22 protein-coding genes are annotated in these 24,801 nt (G+C 37.8%); 3 read left to right on the top strand and 19 right to left on the bottom strand.

All coding sequences use genetic code 11. The features are described from left to right. Window positions 1-51 precede the first annotated feature (51 nt). The 10 genes from AC0VX7_RS03210 to AC0VX7_RS03165 form a co-directional block, all read right to left on the bottom strand. On the bottom strand, window positions 52-1,578 hold the full coding sequence (locus AC0VX7_RS03210) for a copper resistance CopC/CopD family protein (protein WP_475426646.1): 1,527 nt from the start codon (window positions 1,576-1,578) through the stop codon (window positions 52-54). Window positions 1,579-1,876: 298 nt separating this feature from the next. Next, complete coding sequence (locus AC0VX7_RS03205) at window positions 1,877-2,296, bottom strand: N-acetyltransferase family protein (RefSeq protein WP_475428063.1); 420 nt, start codon at window positions 2,294-2,296, stop codon at window positions 1,877-1,879. Further along, entirely contained in the window at window positions 2,290-2,730 is a 441-nt protein-coding gene (locus AC0VX7_RS03200; protein WP_475426645.1) for a GNAT family N-acetyltransferase, read from the bottom strand. Before AC0VX7_RS03200 ends, AC0VX7_RS03205 begins: the two co-directional genes overlap by 7 nt. A gap of 279 nt (window positions 2,731-3,009) precedes the next feature. Further along, entirely contained in the window at window positions 3,010-5,394 is a 2,385-nt protein-coding gene (locus tag AC0VX7_RS03195) for a glycoside hydrolase family 31 protein (RefSeq protein ID WP_475426644.1), read from the bottom strand. A 200-nt stretch (window positions 5,395-5,594) separates the two neighbouring features. Next, the gene (locus AC0VX7_RS03190; protein WP_475426643.1) at window positions 5,595-6,200 is read right to left on the bottom strand and encodes a hypothetical protein; all 606 of its coding nucleotides are present in this window, start codon (window positions 6,198-6,200) and stop codon (window positions 5,595-5,597) included. Window positions 6,201-6,330: 130 nt separating this feature from the next. Then, entirely contained in the window at window positions 6,331-6,687 is a 357-nt protein-coding gene (locus AC0VX7_RS03185) for a hypothetical protein (RefSeq protein ID WP_475426642.1), read from the bottom strand. Between the two features lie 80 nt (window positions 6,688-6,767). Then, entirely contained in the window at window positions 6,768-7,763 is a 996-nt protein-coding gene (locus AC0VX7_RS03180) for a hypothetical protein (protein WP_475426641.1), read from the bottom strand. A gap of 2 nt (window positions 7,764-7,765) precedes the next feature. Beyond that, the gene (locus tag AC0VX7_RS03175; RefSeq protein ID WP_475426640.1) at window positions 7,766-7,936 is read right to left on the bottom strand and encodes a hypothetical protein; all 171 of its coding nucleotides are present in this window, start codon (window positions 7,934-7,936) and stop codon (window positions 7,766-7,768) included. Between the two features lie 20 nt (window positions 7,937-7,956). Then, window positions 7,957-8,319 carry a hypothetical protein gene (locus tag AC0VX7_RS03170; RefSeq protein WP_475426639.1) on the bottom strand — a complete coding sequence of 121 codons (363 nt, stop codon included), beginning with the start codon at window positions 8,317-8,319 and terminating at the stop codon, window positions 7,957-7,959. A gap of 150 nt (window positions 8,320-8,469) precedes the next feature. Beyond that, complete coding sequence (locus tag AC0VX7_RS03165) at window positions 8,470-10,050, bottom strand: bifunctional metallophosphatase/5'-nucleotidase (RefSeq protein ID WP_475426638.1); 1,581 nt, start codon at window positions 10,048-10,050, stop codon at window positions 8,470-8,472. Between the two features lie 305 nt (window positions 10,051-10,355). Here AC0VX7_RS03165 and AC0VX7_RS03160 point away from each other — a divergent pair, with 305 nt between their 5' ends. Together AC0VX7_RS03160 and AC0VX7_RS03155 are read left to right on the top strand one after the other, a co-directional pair. Beyond that, a complete protein-coding gene (locus AC0VX7_RS03160; RefSeq protein ID WP_475426637.1) occupies window positions 10,356-10,850 on the top strand; it encodes a CBO0543 family protein in 495 nt (164 codons plus the stop codon). A gap of 400 nt (window positions 10,851-11,250) precedes the next feature. Continuing rightward, a complete protein-coding gene (locus tag AC0VX7_RS03155) occupies window positions 11,251-11,766 on the top strand; it encodes a CBO0543 family protein (RefSeq protein WP_475426636.1) in 516 nt (171 codons plus the stop codon). Between the two features lie 270 nt (window positions 11,767-12,036). On the opposite strand, the gene AC0VX7_RS03150 is transcribed toward AC0VX7_RS03155, so the two are convergent. The 3 genes from AC0VX7_RS03150 to AC0VX7_RS03140 form a co-directional block, all read right to left on the bottom strand. Then, a complete protein-coding gene (locus AC0VX7_RS03150; RefSeq protein ID WP_475426635.1) occupies window positions 12,037-12,864 on the bottom strand; it encodes a hypothetical protein in 828 nt (275 codons plus the stop codon). A 241-nt stretch (window positions 12,865-13,105) separates the two neighbouring features. After that, window positions 13,106-14,227, bottom strand: coding sequence for an SPFH domain-containing protein (locus tag AC0VX7_RS03145; RefSeq protein ID WP_475426634.1), 1,122 nt, complete (start codon window positions 14,225-14,227; stop codon window positions 13,106-13,108). Window positions 14,228-14,245: 18 nt separating this feature from the next. Then, window positions 14,246-14,764 carry a hypothetical protein gene (locus AC0VX7_RS03140; RefSeq protein ID WP_475426633.1) on the bottom strand — a complete coding sequence of 173 codons (519 nt, stop codon included), beginning with the start codon at window positions 14,762-14,764 and terminating at the stop codon, window positions 14,246-14,248. A gap of 397 nt (window positions 14,765-15,161) precedes the next feature. On the opposite strand from AC0VX7_RS03140, the gene AC0VX7_RS03135 reads away from it, so the two are divergent. Then, window positions 15,162-15,965: a nuclease-related domain-containing protein gene (locus tag AC0VX7_RS03135; RefSeq protein WP_475426632.1), complete on the top strand. Its 804-nt coding sequence runs from the start codon at window positions 15,162-15,164 to the stop codon at window positions 15,963-15,965. 138 nt (window positions 15,966-16,103) lie between these two features. Here the strand turns inward: AC0VX7_RS03135 and AC0VX7_RS03130 are convergent, their stop codons facing one another. The 6 genes from AC0VX7_RS03130 to AC0VX7_RS03105 form a co-directional block, all read right to left on the bottom strand. Further along, on the bottom strand, window positions 16,104-16,892 hold the full coding sequence (locus AC0VX7_RS03130; RefSeq protein ID WP_475426631.1) for a hypothetical protein: 789 nt from the start codon (window positions 16,890-16,892) through the stop codon (window positions 16,104-16,106). 214 nt (window positions 16,893-17,106) lie between these two features. Further along, entirely contained in the window at window positions 17,107-18,570 is a 1,464-nt protein-coding gene (locus tag AC0VX7_RS03125; RefSeq protein WP_475426630.1) for a hypothetical protein, read from the bottom strand. 666 nt (window positions 18,571-19,236) lie between these two features. Further along, the gene (locus tag AC0VX7_RS03120; protein ID WP_475426629.1) at window positions 19,237-20,337 is read right to left on the bottom strand and encodes a hypothetical protein; all 1,101 of its coding nucleotides are present in this window, start codon (window positions 20,335-20,337) and stop codon (window positions 19,237-19,239) included. Next, window positions 20,334-21,785: a hypothetical protein gene (locus tag AC0VX7_RS03115; RefSeq protein ID WP_475426628.1), complete on the bottom strand. Its 1,452-nt coding sequence runs from the start codon at window positions 21,783-21,785 to the stop codon at window positions 20,334-20,336. Before AC0VX7_RS03115 ends, AC0VX7_RS03120 begins: the two co-directional genes overlap by 4 nt. Window positions 21,786-22,286: 501 nt before the next feature. Further along, window positions 22,287-23,114, bottom strand: coding sequence for a hypothetical protein (locus AC0VX7_RS03110; RefSeq protein ID WP_475426627.1), 828 nt, complete (start codon window positions 23,112-23,114; stop codon window positions 22,287-22,289). A gap of 301 nt (window positions 23,115-23,415) precedes the next feature. Next, window positions 23,416-24,768, bottom strand: a complete 1,353-nt coding sequence (locus AC0VX7_RS03105; RefSeq protein WP_475426626.1) for a reverse transcriptase domain-containing protein — start codon at window positions 24,766-24,768, stop codon at window positions 23,416-23,418. Between the last annotated feature and the right edge of the window lie 33 nt (window positions 24,769-24,801).

Below are 24,801 nucleotides of genomic sequence, written 5' to 3'. Positions count from 1 at the left end.
AATCAACAGGTGCTCAAAATCAACATTCACCTTTAACAAAGCCATTATTTTTTAATAAACAATAAAATCCTTATGGAATACCTTCTCATTGTCCTCTGAATCTACTATTCGAAGTTGCAAGGTCCAGTTTCCTTCAATAGGAAGATACGAACCATTAATCTTAAATTGAACATTCTTGGACTGTTGTATTTCGGAAAAAGGAACTTGGATTGGCTCGATTTCAAGGTTGTCTCTAAAGATTAAAAATAGCTCAATCCGTTTAATCTCTATGTCTTTTTTAAGCGAATTTGCTGTAACTTTGAAATGATTGTATCCGGGTGTCCTCGGTGAGATCAGGGTTGTAAATTCAAGGTTTTGGCCCTGGTTTTCCCATTCTAATGGTTCGTTTTCCGGGAATGGGTTCATGAAAGTGATTACACCGACAATTCCTAAAATGATTATCATCAAACTGAAGTCGAACTTAACCAATCTGCCGATAGAGTCTTCTTTCTTCTTTTTCAACTTATAACGTAAAATTGCCCCAATCACGAATACCAGCAGGACTAGGGCTACTTTGACCAGAAGCAGTTTTCCCCATAGTGCATGAAGCAGATACTCAAGTTCTGGCACGAAGATTAAAGTGTAAGCTGAGCCCGTTAAAAACAGCATGACCATACTGATTAAAGCAAATTGCGAAAAGAACGGTAGGAATTGCCTAATGTGTTCCTTCTGCTTTTTCCAGTAAGTTAGGATGTACAACAGGCCACCTGCCCAAACGGCGGCTGAAATTAAATGGATGAAAGCCAGTTCAAGTGACATGGAGCGGATTTCCGATTCAAATGCTGCAGCATGTCCGTTAAAACTCTTTGCCGTCAGGATCAAAAACACCCACACTAAATCGATCCATTTATAACGAAGTAAGATGAAAAAACCTAATAGAGATAAAAGCACGGAAGCAAGCAAAGATAGTCCTACTGTTGTACCTGTTAAAAGTGATACGACTTCGGTTAATGTCCTGCGATCAAGTAATTCTAAGAGTTGGAGTGATGCCACTCCCACAGTTGAAATGAACAGTGCAATTTGTAATTGAAAGGTCCTCCGTCTGAAGGTTGGCTTCATCTCTTCTTTTAAAGAATAAATGGTCCCCCACAGAATCCAGCCAGTTGTCAGGACTAGCGCCATAAAAAAAAGCATCCTTACCACCGACTTGATAGCAGTTGCCGCTGCTGAGCTCTTTTGCGTTTCTAAAACTTGCTTGTTAATATCCCTTTGGAAGACCGTTTCTTCCCCTACGGAGATGACATAGGCACTCCTGATCGGATGGCCATCCGCTGAAATCACATTATAGGATATAACATAATTTCCGTCAGGCAAGTCAGGCAAAGGTTGCTTAATGGTTGTTTGATCCTGGCTCATCTCCGGTTTTGCATTGACGATTCTTTCCCCATTTTCATTAAAAACCTTAATTGAATAGAGCTCGTCTTCAAGTCGTTCATCGAATATCAGAACAACCTCTTTCGGAGATTCTTTCAATTCACTATCAGGGGCAGGATCAGCCTTCTCTAACGTCGCATGAGCAAAGACTTCTTGCGGAACCATTAAAATAAAAATAAGAGAACATAGAACGAAAAAATTACTAATAAAAGTTCGCTTGCTAAGTATAAATATCACCTGCCTCTATCAAAATCCACATACCCAATAGTGTATCACTTGATACTATACACTATCAATACAAGGTTTATGGTAAAAACGTAGGGACTGGGACATAGGGACGGTTCTGCTGTCTCAATAATTCATATATTAACTTATTATTCCTTGGTCCTTCTCCTTTTCCGCACGCAAAAAGGAAGCACAGGGTACGTCCCCATGCTCCTACAAACCCTAGAAGGAATCATCATTATTTTGATTTAAAGTAGATTATTTCAGGGTCACCTTCATCCAAGTTTTCGACTATACCACTCTCGACAAATCCAGTCGCTTCAAATACTTTCTGCATGCTCTCGTTAGAACGATTTGTAGACGAGAAAATTTTGTCAGTAGGAGCAGTACGAACCAAGTAATTCATCATTTGACTAGCATACCCCTTTCGTCTCTTTGCGGGAGACACAATAATCAGAGATATAAAAGTACATTCAAAAAAGTGAGTATCATAGATCAAAAATCCAGCAACATCCTCATTTTCATTTACTAGAATACAACGTCCTTGCTTAATGGCATTCTCAATAATATCTTTTCTGCTCGTATTCCCTATAACTTGACGGTCTATTTGTACAATCGCGTTTAAATCCGTTATCTTTGCCTCAACTATATTCACAATGATTCCCCTTTTAAAAGATCCTTCTTTAAATAGAAATGCTTGAATTCTCTTCCCACATTGTCCAATGTACCGTAAACGGTATAACCGTTACTTTGATAAAAATCCAGCGCCTGAAAGCTCAGAGTATCCACCTTTATAAAATCACATTCGCTCTCTATGGCGATTTGTTCCATTTCAACTAACAATTTAGTTCCATATCCTAAGCCACGGAGATCTTCATCGATCATAAGTGTATGTATTTCCAGCCAATTCCAACATATCTCTCCCAAAATGCCCCCACGAACATTCTCAGCCTCATCTAGTAAAAAGAGATTCACTTCTCGGTATCTTCCTCTTAAATCTTCAGGAAAATGTCTTAAATTATATTCATAAAGTTTGTGATTAACATGGCTTTTATTACTTTCGTTTACCTCATTGGCAATGCGGAATTTCATATTGCACCTCTCCCTAAAAACTTTGCACCATTAATTTATAAATTGATGCTTTATTGTACAAATTTAACAGCTAATGAAACACCAGCTAGTTTCCTACATATAAATTTTAACATAAATTTCCTTTACGTTTTGTTTGTTTCTAAAAGGTACAACAGGATGATTCTGCCGTCTCATGATTCTACATACCTAACTTCCTATCAACCGAAGAAACTTCTCCCTTTTTCCCATCTCTGATATAAAAAGAGAGCAAGGGGTACGTCCCCATGCTCCCGCTTCCATCTAAAATAACCCACTTTTCTCAACCGAAAATTTCATCATTCCAGATGCAATATCAAACTCAGCTTCTTCTTGAAGAACTCCATTAATTTGCACCTTCAAATCTTTATTGGCTCCATGTACAACAAAACTCATACGCTCCCATTCAGGCTCATACTGATTGTGTAAAACATCCATCGTGATTTCCAGGGAGTCTGCTGCTTTTTTTCCATCAATCTGCAATTGAAGGTAATTCCCCTGCTCATATTCAAAAGTTTTGCCGTCGTCTTCATAGTAGACGAACTGGGTCAATCCGTTTTCTGAAGGATATAAATGAACCTTGATTTGGGACTCCTTTTCCTCAGTCGAATTTTTTACAGAGCCATGGACCAGCGTCGCACCTTCTTTTACGAAAATTGGCATTGTCGCCATGTCGGCTTCAACTAGATGATGCTTTCCGCCCTCTAGGTTTTCATCTGTCCAATAGTTCACCCAGCTGCCTTCAGGCAAATAAACAACCCTGTGGTAGGTGTCGGGCTTCATGATCGGCGCGACAATCACATCGGTACCAATCATGAATTGATCGGAAAGATTAGATGTATGTTGATCCTCTGGATATTCGAACACTAACGGGCGCATGACCGGAGCTCCAGTCAGGCTGGCTTCACGGAATAAAGTATACAGATATGGCAGCCACACATACCGCTCTTGAATGTACTTCCTGATGATCTTTTCAAACTCTTCACCGAATGACCATGGTTCCTGGCGAATCGATTCGAGCACACTATGATTCCGGAAATACGGAGTGAACATACCCACCTGTGTCCAGCGTGTTAGCAGCTGCCCGGTTGTATCATGCGCGAAGCCACCGACATCAGGTCCGCAGAACGGGACACCTGATATCCCTAGATTCATGCACATCGGAATCGACATCTGCAAGTGCTCCCAGAAGCTGCGGTTATCCCCGGTCCAAACCGTACTATAACGCTGCACTCCAGCAAAACCCGCCCTCGTCAGTAAAAATGGCCGTTTGCCATCCAGCTGCGCCTTCATCCCCTCATAGGTCGCCTCACCCATCAGCAGTCCGTACAGATTATGCAGCTCACGATGGGTCTTAGGGTTGCCATCATTTTTATGCACGACCTTCAAATCCATCGTTTTCGTTTCGTTAAAAACAGCTGGCTCATTCATATCATTCCAAATGCCTTCAATCCCCATCCTGGAGTAGAAATGATGCTTCTCACCCCACCATTTACGCACATCCTCACTCGTAAAATCAGGAAAAGCACTCTTGCCAGGCCAGACATCGCCGAAGTAAATATTCCCCTCAAGATATTCGCAAAAATAATCCCCGTTCACACCCTCTTGGTAAATAGGATACTCCGGGTCTTCTTTCACACCAGGATCCACAATCGGAATCACGTGGATTCCTTCCTTTTTCAAATCGTCAATCAAACTCTCCGGGTTCGGGAACCTCTCTTCATCAAAAGTAAACACCCGATATCCATCCATATAATGAATATCCAAGTAGATGGCATCAAGCGGAATGTCCCTCTCCTGGAACTCCTTCACAAGTTCCCTCACTTCATGCTCCGACTCATAGCTATAACGCGATTGATGGTAGCCGAGAGCCCACTTAGGAGGAAGGGGCATCCTTCCGGTGATTTCGGTGTACTGCTCCACCACGTCTTTTGGCTTCGGACCTGCAAAAAGATAATAGTCCAGCTGCCCGCCCTCTGTCCAAAAAGAATACGTTTCGTTCGACGACTTCATATCAAATACGCTCTTAAAGGTATTGTCAAAAAACAGCCCATACGCCATTCCGTTGCGAATACCCATAAAATATGGAATCGACTGATACAGCGCATCAATCTCCGGATTATGAGGAGCATACACATCGGTGTTCCACATCGTCATCTTTTCTCCCCGCTTGTCCAGGAAGCTCGTCTTCTCCCCAAACCCGTAGAAATGATCATCCCGAAGCATCTCTTTAAAACAAATAACCTCTTTTTTCGCATTGAATCCCATCGAAGACTCATGATCGCGTACGATTGTCCGCCCCTGTTCATCCAGCATCGTAATTCTTATCGGACTTTTTTCAATGACCAACGTAAGCTTCCCACTTGAAAGCTTGATTTCACCCTCACTTTCGGTAAAAGAAACCTCTACTTCTTCAGGTTCTTTTACGACCGCGAAACTCGATTCCAATGACGGCTGCTCCTTAGGATTCATGACAACCCGTACGATGTCATCCCGATAAAAACGAACTGTCACAAATCCATTTTCACAAAGCAGATTCAGGTTGTTGCTTTCCAGCTTACTAGAAACAACAGCTCCCACACTGCGGAAAGTTGTTCCTTTAGTCTTATTCTTCATTCCTGGTTGAATCGCAAAGCTAGTATCTTGCATGTATCTGACCTCCAGACTTGTCTTGTGGACTACTCATCTCCTGACGAAACCATGAAATGGAACTCTGGAACCTGTCCCACACTCATTTGGATTTACGTCCTATCTTCCTCAATATACCTTATATCATTCTGCATCAGCAAAGGACTCATATGCAAAAAAAAGCACAGGGTACGTCCCCATGCTCTTCAGGTAACCTGCTTTTAATACTCATCCCGCTTCAAGAGATCCTGTTTATACTGAATAACGCTAAGCAGCTTTAATCCCCTTAGATTCGGGATCATGTTTTCCAATTCAGAGAGCACCATTTCCTTCTTCCCATCATGGACCATTTCCTCTAATTCCAATAGCCTTCGATAAAATGGATTCCTCACTTTTTCTTTATAATCTCTATACGATTCACGATCCCCCTGCTCAATAGCAATCCCTGCAAGTGAATACCACTTATACATATTATCCTTTAACCCTCTTGCCATCTCTTCCGCTTCATCATACTGCTTCCTTTTAACAAGCAGGTTCACATGATTCAGCTTTTGATAGAAAGGAGATTTAATTTTATGCAGCTTGTCCTCCGCCTCCTCAAATTCATCATTGAAAAAATAATAATAAAATTGAAATTGCGGTTGCTTCGATTTTTTCATAAAGGTCATGATCTTATCCGGATCCTTCTCAAAAAGAACCGGATAAAAACTCTTCAACATAAAGACTAAGAGAAAAACAAGATTGACCAAAATAAACAGCCATACTGGCGCTTGCATCAAACCTAATAACAAATCAGCAAAAAATATTACAATAAAGAACCAAAACATTTTTTACTCCCTCTTTTACTTTAATAAATTACGTTTTTCACTCATGTTATATCGGTAAACAGAAAGCGCATTTCAAGTTTCCGGGACATGAGAACCGTCCCTCTGTCCCTTCCTAAGTTTAACTCAAGATTTAAATCGGTTTCCCCGTTCCATTATTCTTTAACTCTTTCTTCCTAATCACAACATGCATAATTGGCAATAGTATGGCTTTTGCTGGAATGCTGATAATTTGAAACATGAAGAAGATGACATAAAGCCAACCTACTCCCTGGCCAGTATATTCGGATTCATTAGTGACCTGCGTACTGAGGAAAAGTGAAAATGCCATTGCTGCAATTGGTCCCAAAGTCAGCAGCAAAAAGTTCCCGAACGTTTTCCATCCAGCTTTCTCAGTAGAATATCTAGAGATTTTAATCTGAAGGATAAGACAGCCGTACCAGATCCCACCTACCATCGCCAAAGCAAACAAAAATAACAAATATCCCATTTTACTGCCTCCGTCTGGAAAAGGAATCTTTCCTTTTCAAACCATGTTTTTTATTAGAATAGTACCTGGGTACCTTGCTCTTAAATCCCAGCCCCAACCCTATTCAAATACATTTTCGCTATTTGCTCCTGGCCAATGACTCTCCATTTGATATCTTCATTTTCAGCCTTCAATATCTCAAGTCTTCTTTCAAGCTCATCTTCGAATTCCTTTGTCAGGTCTCCGATAATAAAGAGGTATGCAATCGATGAACCTGAGTTCTTAATACATCTTACTAGGTCCTCAATTGGTCTTTTCGTCTTAACATCCCCAATATAGTTCTTACACTGGACCGGGATATCATCATGTAAAATAGACCCATCAATCGGGTCGAGGATTCTCATAGTTAGATCCCACCCCAGTCCCGAGTCTCCCTGTTTCTTGACTTCCAGCCCAGGAGTCGAACGAATAAGGTCCGCAACAAATTTCTCAAAATACGCACTCGGCCATTTTGTAGAAATTCGCTTATATGTTTGCGTAATTACATCTTCTTCGAGGATCTTTGACTCAAACTCAGCTGTATGCTCAATCTCATTTGCCTTCAAGAACTCCGCGTCCCGTTGCCGTGATTTTTCCACAATCCAATCCAGTTCCTCTTTGGCAAGGTCCTCATAAATCTCATAATAGTGACCTCGTTTAGAAAGATGGTGCCTCAACGATTGTGAAACCCCCTGAGATTCCACGTTTATAAATGCATCTGTTAAAAGCTTGCACTCGATATAATGATTGAAATCAGTCTCTTGCGGTTCTGTCGAATGATACTCCCCGGTCACTTCGGCGATGAGGAACTTACGCAATGGCCTGCTTAACTGTATTATCAGCATGTCACCCTTCGTCAGCCTGTTGATCAAAAATTGGGTGTACCGCCATACAATTTTTTCATCCGCCGACCTGGAAGATAAAGGTTTTGCCTTAATCACTCTCAAGTCAGATCCAGCACTGCTCCAGCCAAACCTCGCCCGCCCCTCCTGCAACTCTTTTAACATCCAATCTTCCTGGTCTTTCCTGATTGATACAAATTTAAAATACCGCGACAAGTTCATTCACTCCTATTAGTCTCTGTTTTTACATAATATCCGCAGAAATCACTGCACACCCAGGCAGGGTAAATTGTCTCAAGCTGTATAGACCCATCCTTGAGCTCAACAACCTCCTCAAAAGCATCCTCAATCATTTTGCTGCCGCATTCTGGGCAAAGCTCTTCCCACATCAAAGCTCCTCCTTATGAATCTAGATAAATATCTTTTTCATCACCTTAATGATAGTAAGATCTGATTCCTGGACCGACCCTCGATAAACACCCGCAGTAGAAAAGTTAATCTCCTCACCATTTTCATTGTAGGTGCCATCTTCATTCAGTTCTTTGGCGAGGTACCGGTTTTGATATAAGGTCATGCCGTTGGCTTCCATTTCCCAGTAGCCAATCACAACATATTTTTTATCTGCCCGGGAGATGTCGTTCGCCCTTGTCCCCTGTGAAAATCCAAAAATACTATTCTCACTATAATCACCCACATACAATTGGCCACCCTCATAAATGCCATTCACAAATTTATCGCTCTGCACGATCGTGCCTTCCGTAATTTTATGCACTAGCATCCGCTCCTGTTGTTTAGTGATTTAATTGTAGCATAATTTTCCAGAACCAAAATGACAAAAAAAGGCTGCCATCTACAAAATCGAATGTAGAGACAACCCAAATAAGTTTAATAATATGAAAAACAGAGGGACGGTTCTCGTGTTTTACCAAACCACCTTCCAATTGTGATTCACAGTTGCTTTGACGGTGTTATGTTTGAGTAAGTAGTTTGCGAGGAGTTCGGTCATGTCGGTTTGGATTTCTTTGATGATGGTTTTGTTCTTGAACATTGTATAATCGCCTCCGCCTCCGGCACGGTAATTGTTCATCACTACCTCAAACTCTTCTTCCGGTTTTACATCATGACCTTTATGAGAGAGCTTCACCACTCGTTCTCCAACTGGTTTCCTAATATCGAGGACATAGTCAATACCTTCCCACATATCATAGTTGTAATGCTGTGGCTTGGGCTCAGAGAAGCTTGGGTTTACATGGATTTCACCGTTATCGACTATGAAATAGCTGGCCGACCGCTCAAGAGCATCCTTCATATCCTGCCCTGATATCCTGATCACAGTAAGCGTATTGGGATATACATAATTTGAAACAATTTCACGCATTGTTACATGCTTGCTAAAGCCTGGTGCCTCATTATGGAACAGGGCGGTACTTGAAATAGCCGTGCCACTTGCCTCCATCTGAACTCTATTGATGAACTCAATAAGAGGATGTTCATTCGTCCGCAAGTCGAACGGGTCTGAGACTTCCATGTTCCCTACAATTGTTCCAAGTGTCTGATCAAGCCAGCTTTGTGTTTCCTGTTCATATTTTTCAACAAGTGCCAGGATGCTTCCATCCGGATCTTCATTTTCGAGCTCCATTATTTCAGCCATCTTATCGACAATCTTCCATTTCCCGTTATCTTTCACGAATGAAATAGTTGCCTTGCCGATCTGTTTGCCGTTAAATCCTGGCTGCAGGACGGTCACACCATTCAACTCCCCGGCTATTTTTCTATGCTGATGTCCTGTAAGCAGGAGATCAATTCCTTCAACTTCATGACAAATCCGATACGCCTGATTCTCCCCTGTTTGGTTCTCTGTTTCCCCACCCGTTTCAAGATTCCGCTCAAAACCGCCATGGTAAGCCAGGATCAATATATCAGGCTTTTCCTTTTCATGTATGTAATTGGACCACTTTTTCGCGGTCTCAAGTGCATCCTTAAACTTTAATTCCTTAATATGTTTAGGGTTTTCCCAATTCGGGATATAGTGAGTGGTCAACCCAAGAACCGCTGCTTTCACCCCACTGTCAAACTTTTTCACCATATAGGGAGTCCCGAATTTTGGAGTGCCAGTTTGAGAGTCAACAATATTGGCTGACAGCCATGGAAAATCCGACTCGCTCACTGCCCGATTCAGGATTTTCATTCCATAATTGAACTCATGATTACCGATGACGGCCGCATCATATTCTAGCTCATTTAGGGCCTTGATCATCGGATTGGGGAGATTGCCTCCAAATTTCACAAAATGATAGGCCAGCGGAGTTCCCTGGATTAAATCGCCGTTATCAATCACAAGGAGATTTTCTTCCTGCTTCCTATGCTTCTTAATAACTGTCGCTGCATGTGAGAGTCCTTGTGGCACAATCTCGTTCGTCCCATAATTAATGGGAAAAATTGAACCATGAAGATCACTTGTCTCCAATATAACCAGCTTCGACCCTGCCTTTATCTCCTTCATAAAAACCTCCGAATAAAGAAATCAGTTGATTGAATACATTCAAATTACCACTTTCTCTCCAGCAAACAAAATTGATTTGGCAAAATGATGATTTAACTTTTGAGACACAGGGACGGTTCTGCTGTCGCACAAAATTGCATTTCCACGAGACACTGGAGCCGTCCTCATGTTTCTTTAAATGATAACCATGCCTGACAGGGATCACATTACCGTTCAGGCTGTTTTTAATATTTCTTGTATAACACATGTTTTTTCTACTAATAATAATTTTACATCGGTGTCTTTTTGTGAAAGGGGTGTATTCTATGAAGGACCGGACATTATTAAATCTTTTTACTTTAGCTGGTGTTGGCGGAAGTTTATTTTTTTTATTGCGAAGAAAAGGTGATACAAAAGACTGGTTTCTCATCTTTTTCATTAAAACTTTAGTATCCACGATCATCGATGGGCCTATAATAAAAAGAAAATATGTGAAATATCCGCACCGTTATTTCCCTAAGTTTTTTGACTCCAATATAGTGTTTCTATACATACTGTTTCCATTATCATGTGTTATGTACAATCAATTTACTTATAAAATGCAGATAGTAAAAACGGTTTTAAGCGTTTTTCTCTTTAGTGCGCCAATGACATTGATGGAGAGCTGGCTAGAAAAGAATACGAATTTAGTCGAGTATCACAAAGGGTGGAACAGCTATATCACATTTGCAGTCCTTTCGTTTACTTTTATCCTAGTAAATAGAACCATTAAACTTATTCGTTTCTTAGATAAAAAAATTGGTCATACTGCGGACATGTAGGGCTTTTTTCAAGACCAATTTATTGGTCTTTTTTTATTGCTTAGAAATGGAACAAAAAAACCAAATCATGACTTCATGGTTTAAACCCCAGCTCCAACCCCTATTGGATAATTTTCTCAACATAAAGACTAAGATACAATGTGCTTGTCCGATTTAATGTCGGTTAACAGCAAGCGTTTTTCACGTTTTCAGTTAATAAAAGTCATCTCCATATCCCTCTTCTATACATTTCGTTATTTTTCTCCTGTATCTATTTCATCTAGTTCCCAATCCGCAAACCCAAACGCCACGCCACACTTTGTAAGTCCTCGATAGAACTGAACCCACGATATGCTTATTCGAGTCTAAGAAAGCCTCTTTTTGGAGAAAATTCTACTAAAAACAAATGAGGATTTTGGACATGTATTTATTATTCGTCATAGTTGTTTATATTTTTTTCGCAAAAAAATTCGTTAAGTGGAAAAAGTGGAAAGATTATTACCCTACAATCCAGTTCTATATCATATGTAATTTATTGTATAACTTCCTGTTTTATCAGCATACTTTATGGAAGTATAAAGCTGTTACAGTAGCCTGGTTAAACCACACGTTGATCGAGATTGCCTTCACATTCTTCATTGTCCCTGTCGTATTGATGCTTTACCTTGAATATTTTCCAAAAGGCAAAGTAAGAGGATTTTTATATTTATTAATCTGGGTAGCCTATTTCTCTGCGTTAGAATATCTTTTTGAGGCAAAGGGTCTATTTGTTTATGAAAATGGCTGGAACGCCTGGTGGTCTTTGTTATTTAACCTCATCACTTTTACCATCATTAAAATCCACTTTAAGAATGCATTAGCAGCATTCCTGGTGTCGGCACCCATTATCGCGGTTCTCCTATTGATTTTTCACCCAGCGTTACACGAATTGAAATAGAAGGTGAAGCGATGGACTCACTATCCACTCCATTATTCATATTTTTACTCTTATTGATTTACATAGGTATGGCCCTGTACTTAGAGAAACTGCGGAAAAGAAAATAAAAGGGCTTCAGGGAAGGTGCCACGGTCACACTATACGCCATATGCACTTTTCGGGGAGCGCTGGCACTGTACCATAGCCCTTCCTAAGTCGCCTGCTTATTTAAATACATCGAAGATTATTGTTGACTGACTAGTGAAATGATTACGGACACTTTGGCGAATTTCAACAAACTTGCATTTCATAAAGCTCCTCAAAATAACGCTCCTGGAACTTCTTGTTCAGAATTCCGGTAAAGTAGGCGATCGGATTCTTCACTTCCACCTTCGATTTCAACTTCCGGACGAGCTGTTTAAAGGTGTCTATGGACAGTGATAACAGGAGATCTGTTTCTTTTTCATAGTTATTGCGGTAGGCAGCGACCTTGCTCATCCGCCAGAATTCCTCGATGGATTTTGCGGCTGGGTAAAAGTATTTTACAAGATTGACGAAATCGCTCGGTATCCGATCACTGACAAAAAGATGATCCTCTGGTGCTTTTTCAGCAACGGGTTTTGCCTCTGTGATTTCTGATGATTGTTCTTCAGCAGCTTTTTCTTTACGTTTATTATTCTTTTTTATGTTAGTTTCAGAAGGAATGATAGTTTTATATTGGTGGCTCAATTGATCGCCATCTGGTAGTTCATTCATTGGGAACCGATTGAATACATACAGGTTGCTAGACTGAGAGCCGTTATTGCGTGCTGTTTCATAGACGGTGAAAATGCCAATCTTGCTCGCCTTCAGGATCATCCTTTTAAAAGTAGAACGGGAAATTCCCATCTCGCCATACTCCTCATAGATTGCCTTCAGCACCGTGCCGATTTTGGCGTTAGCCACCCCAGGCACCTTCGCAGCAAAACGAGCCAGCCTCTTCAAACCAATCACCTCACCCTTACTGAAAAAACGCTTCTTGTCCGCCAACCACATCTCAAAATGATTATTAAACTCCTTCAACGAACCAAACTGTGAATACTCCGCAAAACTCTGAATAACCGCCGATTTAATTGTCATGCTAATGCACCACCCTTTCACCCTTTATATATGGATGAAAGGGTGGAAAGGACAGGGTGGGATAGAGAGGATTGTGGCGGTTTTGTGAACAGTTAAATATGAACTTTAAAGGAAAGTTGGCTGGTTTGGGCAAAAAAAAATACGATAAGCAGTGTGAACTGCTTATCGTTCTATTTGGATTTTTGAGTATTTTATCAAACTTTCAATATACTAATTATAATTGCCAACGGCTAGTTTAACCTTAAAGCCCCGTGATTTCTTTCTTCTTAACATCAAACTCTTCTTGCGTTAAAATGCCCATATCGACCAGTTCTTTTAATTTTTTCAATGTTTCAATCTGCTCGTCAAATGACATTTTTGATGCTGGTGCTGAAGCAGGTTGTCCTTGAGGTCCAATATTCTGAGCCATATTCATTCCAAAGACCATGCCGCCGTTTCCAAGTCCTTTGTCTTGAATGCCCTGAGCAATTTTCTGCTGAGCTGCAATATCGGAGGCTCTCTGTGAAACATCCTCATAAGCTCTTATATTCATCTTATTAGCAGAAAACTGGTTAACAAGCACTCTAGACTCAAGTGAGAATTCGATGTTCTCAACTGAAACTTTAGTAATCTCAAATCCGAAACGATCTTTCCAAGAACCAGCATTATACGAATCTTCGGATATTCTCTTGGATATTTCCATAGCCTGTGATGGTAACTGTGAAATCCTATAAGTAGTTGAAAGTGAATTAAGTGCGACAATAAATGATTGTACAAATTCAGAAAGAACTTGCGCTCTAACATTCGGGTTATCAAATGAATAGCTGTTCGTATTAGCGGGCACAAAATTCTTTATAAATACCTCAGGATCAAGGACCTTTATAGAGAAACTGCCATAAGCGTAAATCTCAAGGTCACAACCATAGTATAAATCGTTATAAACCTGAGGACCGCGTGTACCAAATTTAATGTCACGAATCTCTCGTAGGTTTACAAATGCTATCTTCTTTTCAGAGGATGAGATACCACCATAGCCTATTCTGTCTTTTGCCATTTTGAAGATAGATACACCTATACCATCTCCATTAAAAACACTTTCTTCTCCATCTTGATATTCATATCCACCAGGGGTAGTGATGATATTCTCAATTCCACCCTGACTAAAGATGAAAGCCGCAGTATTCTCAGGTACAAATATTTTTGAGCCGTTTGATATTATATCCGTCAAGCCATGAGTATTAAGTCCACGGCCATTATTGTTGTCTTTAAGAATTCCAGGAGCAACAACTGTATGTTCATCAAAATGTCCCGCTGTGATTAGTTTTTTCCACTGACCAGCCAAGGTTCCACCAACTGAATCGGTAAATGCTTTTAAAATTCCCAATGTCGTACACCTCTCTCATTATAAAATCTGGACAGTATCGCAATATCTGCAGAGAACACTTTGTCCTTTAGTTCCGGTAAGTGGAGACATACAGCCAATACATTTTTTTGTGACCTTTTCAGGCACAGCATCAGCTACTTTCTTTGATGTTATTCCAAGGGCATTTTTAAACACGCCAACAGTATCTTTAAGGGTTTCTGCTAAATATTCCGTTCCAGGAATAGCAGACTGACTTGTTACAGAGCCCCTTGTAGAATCATGTCCAGTTAACACTTTACTGATTTCATTAACCCATTTTGCCATTTCCCTTTTGTTGGAGTTCTGAAATTGAAATGCCTCCTGACCATTAATGAAGTATACCTGGAGATTAGGCATGCCAGCTGAGCCCTTTCCAACAAAAGCCTGCGCTTCACCATTTATAACCTTTAATTGAGTAAGCGGGTATTTTTGCACACCCTTTGTATTACCAAACATACCTTTACTGATCCAAATGATGTTCCTGTTCGTTAATATAAGTTCATCAGTAAATGGTTTCATGAGAAGACTTCCAGTTTCACGCAGGACGCCTGTGCGCTGTATAAGGATCGATTCATTCGGCTCTAAATTGTACTTTACCAACTTAATTTCTCCTCCTTAACCCTGTTATTGATTTCAAGGCTTCCTGCAGCTAATTCGGAAAGGCCTCTATTCCGTCAATTATCGGTGCTGTTTTTTCATTATGCATATAAAACAGAATTAATGACAAATACATATTCCACTAGGTTTTTTGTATCTGCATTAAACTCATTTAATTCACCCTTCAATAATAAAATAACTTCCTAAACCCAAGCCGTAAATTAGTTATTTTTTCCATTATATCAAATAAAAGCTTAAATAAAGAAGGTATTAGAACGAAAGTATAAGAGAGGATACTTAACAGCAAGGAGAGAGGATCATGTTATTATTTCTGAGTTTCTTGAAGAAGCAGAAGACAGAGGCACCTCCTGTAAAAACGAATACTCCCGTTCCAAAACAGGTTGCCGTAAGAAAAGGTGAAATCGGAGAATACAAGATTGATATACAGCTAGACCAGCTGCCAAAAGACTGCCGGTACTTGAGTGACCTTCTTATAAAGAACCCAAAAGCAAAATCAGGATATTCCCAGATCGACCATGTTGTGCTGACACCATACGGCATTTTTGTAATTGAAACGAAAAACTATCAAGGAACAATATATGGCGGAAAGGACAGAAAAACATGGTCAGTCAATGGAAAGTTCAAAATGATGAACCCTTTTGTCCAAAACTATGGGCATATAAAAGCACTAGCTTCCTTGATTGATCGAAAGTACGAGAAGTCCTTTATATCAATGGTCTCTTTTACTAAGCGCTCTACATTTAATGTCGGCCTGGATTACCGCAAAATTGCTTTTAACGAACTCATTGTCTATGATATCGAGCTATCAGAATTCATTCATCGGAAAGTTTCGGTATTAAAAATCCAACACAAAGAACCTCTCTTAAGCGAGAGGATGATATCAGAGATTTACGCTGTCTTTTTAAATGCAGATATTAAAGATCCTGCCATTAGACGAGCACACGAGCAGGCATTGAAGGCTGATACTACAGATACCACCACTCAATCAACTTGTTCAATCTGTAATAAATCCGTGTCTGATAAAGTTAAAGCATATTGTTTATCAAACCAAAAATTCAACGGGAAGATTTATTGTTATGAGCATCAGAAAGATGTTTATTAACAGGTTATTAAGGAAAAAAGCTTGGGATGTTCCCAAGCCTTTTGTTAGCTATATGAATTATAGTCACTGTCGGCAAACTCGATGAAACCGAATTTGTCGACAGTATTTATTTTATATACACCATAAATAGAATAGATTTTACTTGTCCTTTTCTTTTTTTTCACCAAGAACAGCTTCTCTAGTTTCTTCGACTCTAATAGTTGCTTCTTGATCGGACTTTTCAAAAACAATATCTTTGACATGTTTTTTTAACTCTGGTTTGTCGAATAATGTTTCTTTAAGAGAATCATTTGTTAATTTATATCCTTCACGAACTTTGCTTTTATCATCAAGGATAGCTTGGATACCTTGATTTATCGCATCTTCATAAATCAACTTTCGGTACTCCTCAGTGTATTCCTTTCTAAATACTCCAACAAAACTATCAAAATAACTCTTGTCAAACATAGGAATATAAGCTAATTCTAGTGCTGGTACTTTAATGTGTAAAACCTTGGATTTTTCATCATAATAAAAATCTTCTTTTTCAATATTTTTCAAATCATAACCAAGCATAAAGTAACCAAACAAATGAATGTTGTATTCTTTACCGAAAAGATACTTTCCGAATTTTTTGCCTGTTGTTTCAAGCCAAATATCATCATCTTGATTTTTTAAAAATTCATAAGTGTCATCTTCAGTGTAATCGAAGTCTTGAACATCCTCATATCCGAAATGTTTGCTGATTTCTCTCACCTTATCGTATGCGATATTTTCTATGATGACCTCACCTTGTATTGCTGTCGTTGGTTTAACTACTTTTTTATCACCTTTCAAGAGCATATATGTTCCTGCTGATCCAACGGAGGCACAGAGCAAAGCAAAAATAATGGTAATAACAATTCTATTCTTCGATGCTTGCTTCTTATTAACTCTATATTCTGGCATAATTTTTCTCTTCTCCTCATTTTTATATATATCTATATAACAGATTTACATATATTCAAACTCATTTTTCTGGTATTCAGAGATTTTGGTTTCCATATTCAATTTAAAATAATTTGTATTGTCATCTTACCTATTTTCAGACTGCCTCGTATCCAGTTTAAATAGCTTCTTTATCTATTATAATAAAATAAGTAGCTCCATCTTTAGAATACGATTATAATTTCCTCTTCAACCATTGAATCACATTGTCTTGCGTTAAATTACCTCTTCCATTCTTCGTTCTACTGATACGATACATATGAATTACATTGTTTTCTTTAGAAAAGTAAATCCTTCCTACAGAGTCAGTTCCAAAGGGATATTCAAGAATATTTTTTGTCTTCGTTTGTATAGTGTTCTGTCGAATTCTTGAGATAGCTAAAGGGTAGTGGTAATTAAGTTGTGCTATTGCCGCCTCTATCTTCAAACGGTCTGAAGATGTAACTTGAAAGAAATCACTAAAGAATTCCGGATAAAATTTACAATCTTTATATAACAATACGAATCTTGGCTCGTATTCTCTTTCCAAGACCGCCTTTTCTTCTTCTGTTAAAACAACAGCTTCACCCTTATCTGCCTTAATAATTGAAATTTCATTTTGTTTATCGACTAATTCATATTCGAGTTCCTTTAGAAGTTCATCGTATTCTATTAAATCCTTGGTGAAAGTTTCCTGTAATTCCGTTAATAACTTGTTCGCATTCTGTGTCTCTGCAACTGAAGTTTCGTACATTTCTAAGTATTTTTTCTCTAATTGTCTTAATTGTTCTATTTTCTTTTCCAACGCTCCAATTTGATTATTGGACTTTTTGAGTTCATTCTCTTTAATATGAAGTTGAGATTTTATTAAATCCTTTTCTTTCTTATTTTCTTCCAACAGAATATTCGCTTGATTCAGTTTCCCACTTAACTTACTTAATTCGGTAATTTTCAATAATAAGCTTTTTTCTAGTTCCTGATACTCTTTCCTATAGTGTTTATTTTCTTCTCTTAATCTACTTTCCTCATTAATTTTTTCTTCATAGTTGTTTCGCAACTCCGCTAATAATGTTTCGTATCTCTCTATTTCCTCTTTTGTCTTACTTTCCTTTAAACGCTGTTCATAAATTAGAGCTTGTTCTCTTAATTCTTTTATTTCTATCTCTAACTGGCTGGTTCTATTTTCGTTTTCTTTAAGCTTTGACTTAGCTTCGTCATATTTTGATCTAATTAAATTCCTATCTTGTTCAAGTCTTTGTTTATCTTGAGTAAGCTTATTTATATTCTTTTGTTTATCTTCAATTTTTTGTTCTAACTCGTAATAACTTCGTTGGCTAGAAATTAAATCATCTAATTTTGAGCTTAATTCATTCCTTAATAAGTCAAGTTCTCGATAATTATGATCATTATTAAATTCATTAATTTGTTCTTTTAGTTGATTTACTTCTTGTTCTTTTCTATTAATCTCCTTTAGCAATTTATCTCTATTAATAAGATATTGCTTTAACTTTTCTTGTTGTTCCAATAAAATTCTTATAGTTCTTGTCAATTGGAAATCAATTCTGTTCAATAAAATGGACAATACCTTTTGCCCTTTTTCAAAGGTCAGTTTAATTTTGGGAACCATTTCTTTTTTTATATCTTCAATAAAGCTTTTCATCTTTCCCTCTTCAATAGTTTATTTTGTTAGATATATCAATATATATATCGACAAATATTGGATAATTGTAAATTAGGATAGCATACATAGTCTGTTTTATTTAAAAATAATAAAAAGCTCATCTGTATATGAGCTTTTTAAATAATGAAGTTTCAAATTATTTTTTAAATCCTCTTTTAGTTTCTCTTACCTTGTATAAGCACCCTTTACAGAAAACGCCATTTTCATAAAAAGGGCTGCTCCCGCGACTGCATTCACACCCGGGATTGACATTAGGGGAATAAAAATTGATACTTTCGCCACACTTGCTCCTCCGAACACTGTTAGCATAGTGAAGTATTGCTTTTGGTTTATTTCCTTATTGATATACCTCTTTGTTAAGGAAGCAGCGATCAGGCTGATAAACCAGGCACATAATCCCACAAGGATTGATCATCCAGCATGTGATCAACCAATGCATCTGTGTTCAATTGCTGATTGAGAGACAGAGGGACGATTCTCACCTTCTCTAATATTTACATAATTCATTTTTAGTAGACGCAAGAACCTTCCCTTTGTCTATGTAGAACCTTTTGTAATAATATTTGCCGTAGCCGTGTAATCGTCATGATTACCCAATACAGAACATATGTTCTATATTTTTTTACTGGATATCAACAATAACGTTTAACAGTACCTAAAATTAAGAGCCTCGCAAACTATATCAAGAATTTTATCATCAAACTCTTTCTTCGAGATATTCATTGATGATAAGAACTTCTTGTTCTTTTTAAAGGACTTCCACAAAAGTTTTTTATCCTTATCATCTAATTTAATTTTATATAAAAGATTTGCTAATGCGATTATCAAATCTTTACGTGAGGAACATAAAACTTCATTAGCTTTTCCGTTGCCTTCAGAAATAAATTGGCTGAAGTCTTCTTCATTATACTTTGGTTGCAAACCTAATATCGGATTTACAAGCAATTGTGTTGATGCTGACATCAAATTCACATAAGCTCCTAATTCATACTGCTGAGCTTCGCTCATTTGATTATAATCCACTCCAAATGAGTCTATCTTTTCAATCGCATCGTTGAGTTTAAAACTTTCGTCTTTTATACGAGATATGCGTTCATTAAGCTCGACAATTGCAAGTTCATATGATTTTTTATCTCGCTTACTTATCAATGTGAAAATGTTTTCAAGTCGATGTTGATCACTTTTAGTCTTCCAAAAAATAAGTCCACTACCTAAAAATGCAATGCCTGCAATTACCCAACCAACAGGTCCAGCAAGGGCTAAGAAAGCATTTCCAGCTGCCATACCGCCACCACCTGCGGCAAGTGCTCCACCACCTAACCACGCTAATGCAGCATTAGTGGCTGCAGCACCACTCAAAGCGGATATAGCCGTCCCTGTTGATGCAAGACCGAAAGTTGTAGCTATTCCCATTGCTGCAGTAGGACCAAGGGCGGCTACTGCAACACCTGCGCCAACACCTGCTACACCTTTTCCAGCATTCTTGGCGACAGCATTTTTATAGTCTAACTGGATTTTTTCAACCTGTTGTTTCCAATTCAAACGAACTTCTTTTAGTTTTTTATATTCCAAGTGTTTCTGACTTGGCACGTTTCTGATTTTATCAAATAGCTGCTGAATATCGTTTAATGAAGTATAAAGATTGCTAGTATATTTTCCAAGCTCCTCTATTTTATCATTTGTCTTTTTGATGGTAGATTCAGCTTGTTCTTGAGCAATCTGTAAATTGGATTTCTTCTTACTCACGCTTTATTTCCTCCCAAAAAATAAGAATCTATTTCCATCTTATTTTTTAATATTTCATTATTCGGCACATTTCTCTTTTTAGCTAACATAACAGTTTTTTCAAAAGCGTGTACATACATATCACTATTCTTGAAATCAGTTATAAAATTCAAAAGATTTTTATCTTCATATAGTTCCGATAATAGTTTAAGTCCCTCAATATAATCTTCTACAACTAATTTTTCTTTTCTCGCAAAGATTACTTCTCTTTCTGCTTTTTGCATGCCAATTTCACGCTTAACTTCACCGTATAAGGAAATAGTAAATCGTCCAACCCCTACGATGTTAAGACGCAAGAAAAACTCAGTAGGATTAAAAGTTCCTGCACCTGTTACAAAACCACGAACAGTAGCATCACTTATATCTATAAGGCAAAACGTCCCATGTGCTACAGTTAACATTCTTTTAACAGTTGGATTTGAAAAAGGCTCACACTTTTTCCACATAAGTGAAAACGAACGAGTTTCTTTATCGGTTTCAGCAAAGTATTTTATTAGTCTTCTGATAGCATAAACAAGTCGAACTAACATCTCGTTTATAAAAACTGGAATGGCTTGAGTCGACTGGAATCGAGCATCATATCCTTCTTTATATATATTTATAGCTAGCTCGTTTATTGAGTTATCGAACTGTGACACAGGAATATTCAACGACCTTTTTATTGCAATAATATCATTTGTCCATGTCCATAAAGGAGAAGGAATCCCCATTCCACGGCCCTTACTACCTGATGAGCCTGACATATCAGAAATTAAATGACCAAACCAATTAGCAAATGCACAGAATAATTTGCTTGGTATGTCGTTTCCTCTTAACTCGAATTTCCCATCTGCATCAGCTAAAGATATAAGTTCACCACCAGAAATAAAATGCGAAGAATTAGTAAACTGGTCTAATATTGAAAAGAACAAACCAAGCAAACTAGGATTATGTGCGAGCGATTTAAAATGATGATTTGTCGGAGTTAAATCAAAAACAAAACTGGCCGCGTCACCAACTCCACGTTGGTCATATGGGATTTTAAACTTTTTTTCAAGAAAACGGATTGCTGAAGACAAAGAGTTCTCTCCTTTAGCTTCCCATCCGCACAATTTAGCAAAATCAGTTGTTCGATTAGCAAACCATTTATCAGTAATATCTCCGAAAGGCGATTCTCCAGGTTTACCAACCAAGAAAATATCAATGATGCCACACAATGCACCTGAACTTCCTGCTAATATATAGTCCAATTTATCACAATTAGGCTTTAGGCATTGAATTGACTCAATTGTTTCATCTAAATTATGTATTTCTAATTCTGCTTGATTTAGTGCTGCGACAATAGACGATGTGAAGTCATATTTACCATCCACAACGCTCATCTCAAGCAACAATTTTGTATTTTGATTTTCTCTAAATATTTCACCCACCTATGCACACCTCATTATCACTTATTTTTGTTCTTCCTAAGATCGTGATATGTATTTTTAACCTCTGAATCCAACCGGAATTCATCTTAAGATTTAAATTTCTTCTCACCATCAATAGTGACTGGTTCTACTTCACCCTATAGCCAACCAGTAATAATATCATAATCCACATTTACCGTAATGTTTGTATATTCAGTGACTTCAAAAAATTTTATTATATCTTCTTTAAAATATTTAATTTTGTATTGGTACTACTGGTTAAAGTTATTCCCGTTGACATTCTTAAACAAAGTACCATTATCAGTTTCTCTTAAAATAACAAATCGAATCTTACCCTCGGTCATTCCGAATCACTTCTTTTTACAATATTTGCATATACCCATTATATTACAGAGCTATCTTAACAGCTAATACTAAAAAAGTTGTTCTAATACATTCTTTATTTGTGACCATATTTCACTCGTCACAATTTTATCTATAGAATGCTCCGCTATTATCTGTTTAACAAACTTGCATTTCATAAAGCTCCTTAAAATAACGCTCCTGGAACTTCTTATTCAAGGTCCCGGTAAAATAAGCAATCGGGTTCTTCACTTCCACCTTCGACTTCAGCTTCCGGACGAGTTGCTTGAATGAGTCAAGGGACAAGGATAACAGGAGATCTGTTTCTTTTTCATAGTTGTTCCGATAGGCAGCAACCATGCTCATCCGCCAGAATTCTTCGATCGACTTTGCGGTTGGATAAAAGTATTTTACAAGATTGACGAAATCACTTGGTACCCGGTCACTGACAAAAAGATGCTCTTCCGGTGCTTTTTCAGCAACGGGTTTTACCTCCTGAATTTTGGATGATTGTTCTTCAGCAGCCTTTTCTTCACGTTTATTATTCTTTTTAATGTTAGTTTCAGAAGGAATGATAGTTTTATATTGGTGGCTCAATTGATTGCCATCCGGTAGTTCAATCATCGGGAAACGATTGAATACATACAGGTTGCTAGACTGCGAGCCGTTCTTGCGCGCAGTTTCATATACAGTGAAAATACCAATCTCACTAGCCTTCACGATCATCCTTTTAAAAGTAGAACGGGAAATCCCCATCTCCCCATACTCCTCATAAATCGCCTTCAGGACCGTCCCAATCTTGGCATTGGCCACGCCAGGAACCTTCGCAGCAAAACGAGCCAGCCGCTTCAAACCAATCAACTCACCCTTACTGAAAAAACGCTTCTTATCAGCCATCCACATCTCAAAATGATTGTTAAACTCCTTCAACGAACCAAACTGTGAATACTCCGCAAAACTCTCAACAACCGCCGATTTAATTGTCATGCTAATGCACCACCCTTTCACCTTTTATATATGGATGAGAGGGTGGAAAGGACAGGGTGGAATAGGGATGATTGTGGCGGTTTTGTGAACAGTTAGATAGGAGGATATTAAACTCATTCGGTTGGCGCAAATAAAAACACGATAAGCGGTGAAAACTGCTCATCGTGTCATTGTGTATTCTTCATTCCTCGTAAGGTGGGACAGAAACAAAGTTATTGGGTATAAGTCCTGTCTCATGAGTCTTTTTAAACCCCTACAACTACTTAATTATAATAGAGTAATTGAAAAGAAAGAGGATTATTTATTTATCTATCAAACGTTTATTTATCTTTCTCCAGTGATTCTTTACTTGTGATTCTATTAGGTTATTCGTAGTAGGATTTTTATCAAAAATCTCCTTTGCTCTTAAAGCATAGTTAATAAAATTACCATGGCCCTTTTTACGAGTGCCTAAATGTGTGTAATTAACATAAAGACTTCTTCGATGTTTTTTCCTTCCGCTTTCTTCAGTTTTCCGGTTACACAAGCGAACTTTTTTATAAGCTCTACTGTAGTACTTGAACAAACTTTTTTCCCTTAGTTTGACACTATTTCCATCAAAAGCGAAACCCAGATAGTCCAAGATACTTTGATTTAGTTTTTCATCTAAAACCCTATTATTTGAGTACAAAAACTTTTTCGTCTTTTCCTCTTGAATAACTAATCTTGGTGTCTCAGCTCTTACGCTTTCTATATAGTTAATATGTTTTTGATAATCGCAATTCTTATCCTCCTCCTTAAAGGGAATTACAATTATTAAATCATCGCAGTATCTTCTATATAGACCGTTGTTTTTCTTTACATAATCATTTATCTTTTTATCAAAATCCAATAAATAAATATTAGAACATACTGAACTTAAACCCGCCCCCTGTGGTATCCCATAATCCTTTTTATTGACTAGTATATTGTTCTTCTCGGATTTTTTAAATTTCCTAAAATCCTTATCATCAAAAAGTCGTTTTAATTTTTTTATTTTTTCTTTGTCTTTATATTTCTTCTTTAATATTTGATCTATTTTTTCCTTTTCAGCCCAGCTAAACTTAGTAATATTTTTAAAAATAGTAAAGTAATCATCAGGCAACCTATTAGTCTTAAGAACAACATTAAGCTGTTTTTTTAAATATTTATGATCTAACGTATCAAAAAAATTCGTGAAATCAGCAACGTAAATAAAAGAGCGTTCTGTTTTCTTTATAAAATCTATGACTTCCTTCGCAAAATGGATATTACTTTTGCCATTGAGATTATTTCTGTATGCTGTCGCCACTTCATTAATTCCACTCTTTTTAGCACTATCATTGTACTTATCGTTAAGCAAATCACCGTAGTATTTATAAATATAACTATCTATATGTGAAGCATAATAAATATCTCTCGTTTTCAGCTTCTTCCTTTTTTCCACTCTACTATATTTGTAAAATTTTATTTGAAAATGAATAAACGGGAAAAAGCCACGCTCTACTATCCAGCCTGGATTTTGTATATCCTTTATTATATTGTTAATTGACACTCTATTATCGAAATGCTTATATTTCTTAATTTTGTATTTACTTAAATCAATTTTAGCAGAGCTAGAGAGGGTATGTAATCGCAGCCTATTACCCTGAAACATTCCAGTCACCCCTCCTAGCATACCTTTGGTCTC

This window comes from Mesobacillus sp. QJM3NY_10 (assembly GCF_056173465.1).
This window is presented reverse-complemented; position numbering and strand designations above follow the sequence as displayed.